A 9165-nucleotide genomic window follows, 5' to 3' on the forward strand; every position below is an offset into this window, starting at 1 on the left:
CCCCCGAGCGGGTCGAGGCGATCTGCCCGACGTGCTCGATGACCCTCCCGGCGACGGGCGTCTGCGACTACTGCAGCTGACGTCGCACGGCCGCCCTGGCAGGCGGCACGGCCCGCGTCACCGCGTCAGCAGCGTCTCGGCGTCGACCCGCCCGAGCTTGTGCGGGTTGCGCACCGCGTGGATCCGCGTGATCCGGCCGTCCTCCACGACGAACGTCGCGAAGGTGTCCTGCTCGCCGTCCAGGTGGATCCGCACGCCCGCGCCGCCGTTGAGCGGCAGCGTCGTGAGCTCGACCTCGCCCGGACCGGCCGCGAGCAGCGACAGGAACTGCGCGACACGCGCCGCACCGCGCACGGGCCGCGGCGACGCGAGGACGACCCCGCCGCCGTCGGCGACCACCACGACGTCGGGCGCGAGGACGTCGAGCAGCGCCGTGACGTCGCCGCCGCGCACCGCGTCGAGGAACCGGGCGACGACGGCGTCCTGCTCGGCGCGGCTCACCTGCTGCCGCGGCCGTCGCGCGGCGACGTGCTCGCGCGCGCGGTGCGCGACCTGCCGGACGGCGGCGGGCGACTTCCCGACGGCGTGCGCGATCTCGTCGAACGGGACGTCGAACACCTCGCGCAGCACGAACACGGCGCGCTCGGTGGGGCCGAGCGTCTCGAGGACCGTGAGCATCGCGATCGACACGCTGTCGGCCAGCGCGACGTCGTCGGCCACGTCGGGGCTGGTCAGCAGCGGTTCGGGCAGCCACTCGCCGACGTAGTCCTCACGCCGCCGCGCGAGCGTGCGCAGCCGGTTGAGGGCGAGCCGCGTGACGATCCGGACCAGGTACGCGCGCGGGTCGCGGACCTCCGCCCGGGCGTCGACGTCGACGCCGTCCCACCGCAGCCACGTCTCCTGGACGACGTCCTCCGCGTCGGCGGCGGAGCCGAGCATCTCGTAGGCGACGGTGAACAGCAGGCTGCGGTGGGCGACGAACGGGTCGTCGGTCATGCGGGCGACGCTACGCGGCCGGGCTGCGTGCCGGCGGGCTGCGCGGTGGCGGGCTGCGGACGACCCGGCTGCGAGCGGGGCGTCAGCGGCGTGAGGCCGCACGACGCCGCGAGCCCGGCGGCCTCGATCCCGAGCGCGACGTTGGACCGCGCGTACTGGTTGGCGAGCGCGACCCACGCGGTGAGCTCGATCAGCGCGGGGGCACCGAGCGCGTCGAGCAGGCGCGCGGACAGGTCGTCGGTGACGGTCGGCGGGGTCTGCGACATCGCCTCCGCGTACTCGAGGACGTCGCGCTCCAGCGGCGTGAACACGTCGGACTCGCGCCAGCGGGGGATCGCGCTCGCCTTGGTGAGGTCGAGCCCCTTGTTGTGCGCCTCGAAGTAGCCGAGGTCCAGGCAGAACGAGCAGCCGACGAGCGAGGCGACGGCCATGTGCGCGTACGACTTGAGGTCCTCGTCGCACGCCTTCCACCGGGACGACCGCATCCCGAGCCCGAGGCTGAAGCGCAGGACGGGGCGGTGGTGCCACAGGATGCCGAGGGAGTCGGGCACGTCGCCGAGCATCTTCCGGCTGACGCGCTTGAGGACGGCGCCGTAGACGCCGGTGATCTCGGCGGGTGCCACGCGGGTGGTGCTGGTCATGTCTCCTCCTGGGCCGCCGGCGGCCGCCCCGGGTGGGCGGTCGGTGGCGGGTCGGCATGGAGACACCGGCCGGGCCGCGGGTGTGACACCGGCGCCGCGGCAGTCCGAGGGCCCGGCTAGCGGCCCGGCTCGCGCCCCGGCCCGCGGCGCGGTCCGGGGCAGGTCAGCGGAAGTCGGCCGGCAGGAGCGCGCGGGCCTCCCGGACGCGGGCGTGCACGACGTCGGCGTCGGGCTCGGGTGCGGTGACGACGACGCCGAAGCACATGCGCCAGGCGAGCAGCACGGTGTCCGACGTGAGCGCGGGGTCGACGGTCGCGGCGGCGTGCGAGGTGGCGAGCGCGCGGTCGACGAGGGCGCGCAGGCGGCGGTCGCCGTCGTAGTCGGGGGCGTTGCGGCGGGCGTCGACGACCATCTCGACGAACGCGGCGTCGTCGACGGTGAACTCGACGAGCATCGCCCAGAGCCGGTGGAAGGCGTCGGGGCCGGTCGCGGACGCGGCGGTCTCGAGGTCCTCGAAGTGGTCCTCGAAGACGGCGAAGGCCAGGTCGAACCGGGTGGGGAAGTGGCGGTACATGACGCCCTGCCCGATGCGGGCCTCCTTGGCGACGACGCTGAGCGGCACGTGGAACCCGCGCTCGGCGAAGAGGCGTCGTGCCGCGGTGAGGATCGCGCGGCGGTTGTCGGCGGCCGCGGCGGGGCCTCGGTTGACGCGTCCCTGACCTGGAGGCATGCTGACAGCCTAGCCATCCGGACAGTGTTGTCCGGTTAGGGAGGAGACGCACCCCATGTCGCAGACCTTCGACCACACGTACGACGTCGTCGTCGTCGGGACCGGCGGCGCCGGGTTCGCCACCGCCCTCGGCGCGCTCGACGAGGGGCTGTCCGTCCTCATGGTCGAGAGCACCGACAAGTGGGGCGGCTCCACCGCGATGTCCGGCGGCGGGCTCTGGCTCCCCGACAACCCCCTCATGGCCCGCGACGGCGTCGCCGACTCCCGCGACGAGGCGCTCACCTACCTCGAGGCCACCGTCGGCGACACCGGCCGCGCCACCAGCCGGGCGCGCAAGGAGGCGTTCGTCGACGGCGTCGACGACTTCGTCACGACCGCCGAGAAGTTCGGCATGGTCTTCGCCCGCGCGACCGACTACCCCGACTACTACCCCGAGCTGCCCGGCGGGAAGATCGGCCGCGCGGTCGAGATCGAGCCGCTCGACTCCAAGGTCCTCGGTGACTGGTGGACGACGCTGCGCGGCGCGATCCCGCTGCCCGCCAAGACCGACGACGTCTGGCTCCTCGGCCGCGCCTGGTCCACGCCCGGCGGGTTCGTGCGCGGCGCGCAGTTCGTCTTCCGGGCCCTCGGCGGCGCCGTCACCGGCAAGCGGCTCGTCGGCATCGGCAACGCGCTCGCCACCGCGTTCGGGCAGGCCGTGCTCGTCCAGCACCACGTGCCGCTGTGGCTGGACTCGCCGCTGGAGGACCTCGTCGTCGAGGACGGGCGCGTCACCGGCGTCCGGCTCCGCCGCGACGGGACCGCCCTGACCGTCGGCGCCCGCCTCGGCGTCATGATCGCCTCCGGCGGCTTCGAGTCGAACGTCGAGTGGCGCCGCCGCCACCAGGGCGTCGACGGCCACCCGTCCGGCAACCCCGGCAACCTCGGCGTGCCCATCGCAGTCGCCGAGCAGCACGGCGCCGCGCTCGAGCTCATGGACGACGCCTGGTGGGGTGCGTCGGTCGCCCCCGTCGAGGGCGGGTCGCCCGCGTTCATCGTCGGCGAGCGGTCCATGCCCTACACGCTCATGGTCGACTCCCGCGGCGAGCGGTTCGCCAACGAGTCCGAGTCCTACGTCGACCTCGGGCACCACATGCTCGAGCGCGACGGCGGCGTCGGCCCGTACTGGCTCGTCGCCGACGCCCGCAACGCCCGCCGCTACCTGCGGACCTTCGCGATGGACCCCCGCGTCAACAAGGCGATGGCCAAGGCCGGGATCATGGTCAAGGCCGGCACGCTCGCCGAGCTCGCCGACGGCATGGACGTCGACCCCGCCCGCTTCCGCGCCACGATCGAGCGGTTCAACGGCTTCGCGCGGGCCGGCGTCGACGGCGACTTCGCCCGCGGCGGCTCCGCCTACGACCGCTACTACGGCGACCCGACCGTGCGTCCCAACCCCAACCTCGCGCCGCTCGAGCGCGGCCCGTTCACCGCGTTCCGCGTCGTGCTCGGCGACCTCGGCACCAAGGGCGGGGTCGTCACCGACGAGGACGGTCGCGCGCTGCGCGAGGACGGCACCGTGATCGACGGCCTGTACGCCGCGGGCAACGCGTCCGCGTCCGTCATGGGCCGCACCTACCCGGGCCCCGGCTCGACCATCGGCCCCGCGGCCGTCTTCGGCCTGCGTGCCGCCCGGCGCATGGCGCGCGACCGGTAGCCCGGACGCGCCCACCCGGACCTCGCACCAGGCCCGTCAGGAAGGACACCACCATGGAGATCCGCGACCACGTCCTCGTCGTCACCGGCGGCGGCAACGGGATCGGCCGCGAGGTCGTCCTCGCGCTGCTCGCGCAGGGCGCCCGCGTCGCCGCCGTCGACCTGCGTCCCGACGGGCTCGCCGAGACCGCGCGGCTCGCCGCCGCGGGCGACCGGCTCAGCACCCACACCGCCGACGTCAGCGACCCGACGGCCGTCGCCGCCCTGCCCGCCGCGGTCGTCGCCGCGCACGGGCAGGTCGACGGCGTCGTCAACGTCGCCGGGATCATCCAGCGGTTCGCGCGCGTCGTCGACCTGCCCGACGGGGAGATCGAGAAGGTCATGGCCGTGAACTTCTGGGGCGTCGTGCACGTGAGCACGGCGTTCCTGCCGCACCTGCTGGAGCGCCCCGCGGCGTGCCTGGTGAACGTGTCGAGCATGGGCGCGCTCACCCCCGTGCCCGGGCAGGCCGCCTACGGCGCGAGCAAGGCCGCCGTGAAGCTCTTCACCGAGGGCCTGTACGCCGAGCTGCGCGGCACGCCCGTCGCCGTGACCGTCGTGTTCCCCGGCGGCGTCGGGACGCAGATCGCGCAGAACTCCGGTGCGACGATCCCGGGCGCGCAGGAGCGGTCCGCCGCGCAGGCCGGGAAGCTCACGACGCCCGCCGACGCCGCCGCGCAGATCGTCAGGGCCGTCCGGACCGGTCCGTACCGGGTGACGATCGGCCGCGACGCCCGGATGCTCGACCGGCTGTCCCGCCTCGCGCCGCGCCGGGCCACCGTGCTGATCGCGGACAAGATGGCGTCGCTGCTCTCCTGACACCGGGTGCGCCCGGCCGTCCAGCCCCGACGCCCGGGTGAAATCGGCCGCGCCGACGCCGCGTGACTCCGGCGGTGCGACGGGGGTCGCGGGCCGCGAACTCACCCGACCGGGTGAGGTCCACCGGCAATCCCCCCAGACGGCGCACATCGGACTCGGTTAGCCTCGACCGGCCACCTGCCCGACCGACTGACGAGGACCCATGGGATTCTTCACCAAGCCGACGACCGGCCCTTCCGGCTTCGCCGCCGGCGACCTCGCCCCGCTGTCCGCCGAGCGCATCACCGGCTACCTGGACGCGCACGACATGCGGTACGGCGTCGACGACGACGGCGACATCGGCGGCTACTGGGACGGCCACCTCTTCTACTTCTTCCGCCTCGGCCAGAACCAGGAGTACCTGCAGATCCGCGGGCGCTGGAACCGTCAGGTCGCCGCGACCGACCTCGACGCGATGCTGCGCCACACGAACGCGTGGAACGCGGACCGCCTGTGGCCCAAGCTCTACGTGCGGGTCGAGGACGACGTCCTGGGCGTCTACGCGGAGCACTCCGTGGACTACGAGCACGGCCTCACCGACGAGCAGCTCGACCTGCACGTCGCGTCCACGTTCTCGACGGCGCTCGCGTTCTTCGAGCACCTCGACGAGGCGTACCCCGAGCAGGCCGCCGCCGCGAAGGCGGAGCTCGAGCGGGACTGACGTGACCGACCCCGCACTCGGCACGGGCGGCGACGCCGCGCAGTCGTTCCAGGTGGACCTGCGCGGCGTCGTCGACCTGCTGTCCCGCCACCTGTACTCCGGGCCGCGCGTCTACGTGCGCGAGCTGCTGCAGAACGCCACCGACGCGGTCACGGCACGGCGTGCCCTCGACGTCGACGCGCCCGCGCGCGTGCGGTTCCGCGGCACCGACGGGGGCGGGCTGGAGGTCACCGACACCGGCGTCGGGCTCACCCCCGACGAGGCGCGCGAGCTGCTCGCGACGGTCGGGCGCTCCTCGAAGCGCGACCTCGAGCTCGGCGGGGGGCGCACCGAGTTCCTCGGGCAGTTCGGCATCGGCCTGCTGTCCGCGTTCACCGTGTCGGACCGGATCGAGCTCGAGTCGTACTCGGCCGCGCACCCCGACGCCCCCGGCGTCCGGTGGGTCGGGCACTCCGACGGCACGTACGACCTGACGGTCCTCGACCGCACGCCCGACGCACCCGTCGGCAGCACCGTGCGGCTGCGGCCGCGCCGGGACATGGACCACTGGCTGGCCCCGGAGACGGTCGCCGCCCTCGCGACCGAGTTCGGGTCGCTGCTGCCGCTCGACGTCGCCGTCGAGGTGCCGCTCGACGCCGCCGGTGACGTCGCCTGGCGCCGGGTCACCGAGCCCGACCTGCCGTGGCGCGCGACCTACCTCGACGACGCGGCGCGCGAGCGGGCGCTCGTGCACTACTGCGAGCGGACCCTCGGCTTCACGCCGCTCGCCTGCATCGACCTCGACGTCCCGCTGACCGGCGCGAGCGGCGTCGCGTTCGTGCTGCCCGCGGCCGTCCCGCCCGGCGGCGGACGCCACCGCGTCTACCTCAAGCGGATGCTCGTCGGCGAGCGCGTCGACGGTCTGCTGCCCGACTGGGCGTTCTACGTGCGGTGCGTCGTCGACGCCGACGGGCTCGTGCCGACCGCGTCCCGCGAGGCGCTGTACGACGACGAGGCGCTGCTCGTCACGCGCGACGCGCTCGCCGGGCAGGTCCGCGACTGGACCGTCCGGACGCTGCGCACGACGTCCCGCGTCGCCCGCGAGCTCGTCGCGACCCACCACCTCGCGGTCCGGTCCCTCGCGCTCGTCGACGACGAGATGCTCGACCTCGCCGCGCAGGTCCTGCCGTTCGAGACGAGCGACGGGCCGCGCACGCTCGCCGAGGTCGCCGTCGAGGGGGCGGTCGTGCACACGACGAGCATCGAGGAGTACCGGCGCGTCGCCCCCATCGCCCGCGCGCAGGGGCTGCTCGTCGTCAACGCCGGCTACGTGTACGACGCCGACCTGCTCGGCCGCCTCAGCGCGCGCGCCGGCTGGGACGTGCGGCCGCTGCGCGCCCGGGACGTCGCGCAGGTGCTCGACCACGTGGCACCCGGGCGTGAGCTCGCGCTGCTCGACACCCTGCGGGCCGCGACGGCCGCCGTGCGGGACCTGGACGTCGAGGTCGTCGTGCGGCGGTTCGCGCCCGAGGACCTGCCCGCGGTGCTGCTCGACGACCGCGACGACGAGCACCGGCGCGGCGTCGCGGCCGCGGTCGACGCCGCCGACGACCTGTGGGGCGGTGTCCTCGCGGGCTTCGCGACCGAGCCCGCACCGGCCCGGCGCCTCGTCCTCAACGACGCCAGCACGACCGTCCGGCGGCTCCTCGCCGGTGCCCACCGGCCCGACGTCTTCGCCGCCGGGCTGCGCTCGCTGTACGTCACCGCCGTGCTGCTCGCGGGCGAGCCGCTGCGCGGTCGGGACGCCACGACCATGACCGACGCGATGACCGTGCTGCTCGAGGCCGGCCTCGGGACGGCCGGCCCCGACGCCGCCCGCGACCCTGAGGGCAGCGCCACCACCGACGACCAGGAGGACGCCCCGTGAGCCGACCGCTCGACGAGGTCAACCGCGAGCTCGGGCGCATCGGCCAGATGCCGTACGGGCTGGCCCGCACGCAGGCCGCCGAGCGGCAGGTGCGGCTCGTCGAGGCCGAGGGGCCCGACACGGCACGTGCGTACGCGCTGTCGGTGCTGGTCGACTCGATGTTCTGGGCGGGCGAGGTCGAGAAGTCGTTCCTGCCGTTCACGCTGCTCGTGCGCTGGTGGGACGAGCGTCCCGAGCTGTTCGACGACGTCGACCGGCACGCGCTGTTCTGGTACTTCAAGTGGATGGTCGGCGACCTCACCGAGTACCCGACCGTGCCCGTCGCGCAGGTCGAGGCGACCCTCGCCGACATGGAGCGCCGCTACGCCCTGGCCGGCAACGGCCGCGACGCCGTCGCGCACGCCCGGTTCACGTGGGCCGTCGAGCGCGGGGCTGACGACGCCGAGCGGCTGTACCAGGAGTGGGTCGCGACGCCCCGCGACGACTTCTCGCAGTGCGTCGTGTGCGACCCGGGCGACCGCGCCGCGTACCTGCGCACGAGCGGACGCGTCGACGAAGCCGTGCGGCTCATCGAGCAGACCCTCGCGACGGGGGAGACCTGCGCGTCCGAGCCCGCCGACATGCTGTCCCACCTGGCCCTCGCGCACCTCGACCAGGGCCGCCCGCAGGACGCCGCCCGCGCGCACCGCCGGGCCGTCGCGGCCCTCGCGGACGCCAAGGGGGAGATGACGGGTGCCCGCGGCCGCCGGATCGTGCTGCTGGGCCGCGGCGGCCAGGTCGCGCGGCTCGTCCGGGCCGTCGAGGAGGACGCCCGCCTGCTGCTTGCCGCCGGGACCCCCGGTGCGCGCCTGGACTTCCTCGTGGACGTCGTCGACGGCACCGCGGCCCTGCTGCCCGAGCACGCCGAGCACCCCGTGCGGGCGGGCGACGTGCCGGTGTCGACCCTCGCCGAGCTGCACGCGTGGGCCGTCGCCGAGGCCGAGCCGCTCACGGCCGCGTTCGACGCCCGCAACGCCTCGACGCGGCACGCCGACCAGCTCGCCGAGGCACGGGCGGCCCGCCCCGCGGCGTCGCCCCTGGACCTCGACCTGGGGCTGCTGGACGCGACCCGTCCGCCGGCCGACCGGCGGGGTGGGCCGGGCGGGGCCGGCTCGACGGCCGGTGCCGGAGCCGGGGGTGGTGTCGCGGACGGTGGCGGGCTCACGGGTGCGGAGGCAGCCGACGTCACGACCCGTGCCGGTGCGGCCGGCGGCGGGGTGCCCGGCGGTGACGCCGACGGGGGAGGGGCGGACCGCGACGACCTCGCGCTCGCCGAGACGGCGCTCGCGGAGGGCCGCACCGAGGACGCCGCACTCGCCTACGCCCGCGCCGCGGCGACCGCTCAGGACGCCGGCCTGCTGGTCGACGCCGGCTACGCCTACGCCGAGGCCGCGCGCTGCGCGCAGGTGCTCGACGACGACGACGCCGCGGACGGCCTCTACGCCCGGGCCGTCGCACGGTTGCGGGCCGGGGGCAGCGAGCCGGGCGACGTGGTGCCGGTCGTCGTCGCGTGGGCGCCGTCGGCGGCCCGCAGCGGCCGGGCACCCGCGTTCCTCGACGTCGCCGACGCGCTCGCCGCCGCGCTCGCGGACGACGCGAC

The 9165-nt window shown here is 75.4% G+C and carries 8 protein-coding genes; 5 read left to right on the forward strand and 3 right to left on the reverse strand.

The window, feature by feature from the left end:
• Positions 1–117: 117 nt before the first annotated feature.
• The 3 genes from CBZ_RS17160 to CBZ_RS17170 all read right to left on the reverse strand — a co-directional run bounded on the left by CBZ_RS17160 (position 118) and on the right by CBZ_RS17170 (position 2367).
• On the reverse strand, positions 118–996 hold the full coding sequence (locus tag CBZ_RS17160; protein ID WP_130782698.1) for an RNA polymerase sigma-70 factor: 879 nt from the start codon (positions 994–996) through the stop codon (positions 118–120).
• Complete coding sequence (locus tag CBZ_RS17165; RefSeq protein WP_130782699.1) at positions 993–1637, reverse strand: carboxymuconolactone decarboxylase family protein; 645 nt, start codon at positions 1635–1637, stop codon at positions 993–995. Before CBZ_RS17165 ends, CBZ_RS17160 begins: the two co-directional genes overlap by 4 nt.
• Positions 1638–1800: 163 nt before the next feature.
• Positions 1801–2367, reverse strand: a complete 567-nt coding sequence (locus CBZ_RS17170) for a TetR/AcrR family transcriptional regulator (protein WP_130782700.1) — start codon at positions 2365–2367, stop codon at positions 1801–1803.
• A gap of 55 nt (positions 2368–2422) precedes the next feature.
• On the opposite strand from CBZ_RS17170, the gene CBZ_RS17175 reads away from it, so the two are divergent.
• The 5 genes from CBZ_RS17175 to CBZ_RS17195 form a co-directional block, all read left to right on the forward strand.
• Positions 2423–4063: an FAD-binding protein gene (locus CBZ_RS17175; RefSeq protein ID WP_130782701.1), complete on the forward strand. Its 1641-nt coding sequence runs from the start codon at positions 2423–2425 to the stop codon at positions 4061–4063.
• Positions 4064–4116: 53 nt separating this feature from the next.
• Positions 4117–4920 (forward strand): SDR family NAD(P)-dependent oxidoreductase, encoded by an 804-nt coding sequence (locus CBZ_RS17180; RefSeq protein WP_130782702.1) that lies wholly within the window; start codon positions 4117–4119, stop codon positions 4918–4920.
• Positions 4921–5122: 202 nt separating this feature from the next.
• A complete protein-coding gene (locus tag CBZ_RS17185; protein ID WP_130782703.1) occupies positions 5123–5620 on the forward strand; it encodes a type III secretion system chaperone family protein in 498 nt (165 codons plus the stop codon).
• 1 nt (position 5621) lies between these two features.
• Complete coding sequence (locus tag CBZ_RS17190) at positions 5622–7526, forward strand: HSP90 family protein (protein WP_130782704.1); 1905 nt, start codon at positions 5622–5624, stop codon at positions 7524–7526.
• A partial coding sequence (locus CBZ_RS17195) for a hypothetical protein (protein WP_130782705.1) occupies positions 7523–9165 on the forward strand: 1643 nt, incomplete at its 3' end. The genes CBZ_RS17190 and CBZ_RS17195, both read left to right, overlap by 4 nt.

It is taken from the genome of Cellulomonas biazotea (assembly GCF_004306155.1).
GTDB classification, from domain to species: Bacteria; Actinomycetota; Actinomycetes; order Actinomycetales; family Cellulomonadaceae; genus Cellulomonas; species Cellulomonas biazotea.

Bases quoted from the DNA above. Each gene is read 5' to 3' on its own strand.
- CBZ_RS17160 (WP_130782698.1), bottom strand. From the start codon at position 996: ATGACCGACGACCCGTTCGTCGCCCACCGCAGCCTGCTGTTCACCGTC.
- CBZ_RS17165 (WP_130782699.1), bottom strand. From the start codon at position 1,637: ATGACCAGCACCACCCGCGTGGCACCCGCCGAGATCACCGGCGTCTAC.
- CBZ_RS17170 (WP_130782700.1), bottom strand. From the start codon at position 2,367: ATGCCTCCAGGTCAGGGACGCGTCAACCGAGGCCCCGCCGCGGCCGCC.
- CBZ_RS17175 (WP_130782701.1), top strand. From the start codon at position 2,423: ATGTCGCAGACCTTCGACCACACGTACGACGTCGTCGTCGTCGGGACC.
- CBZ_RS17180 (WP_130782702.1), top strand. From the start codon at position 4,117: ATGGAGATCCGCGACCACGTCCTCGTCGTCACCGGCGGCGGCAACGGG.
- CBZ_RS17185 (WP_130782703.1), top strand. From the start codon at position 5,123: ATGGGATTCTTCACCAAGCCGACGACCGGCCCTTCCGGCTTCGCCGCC.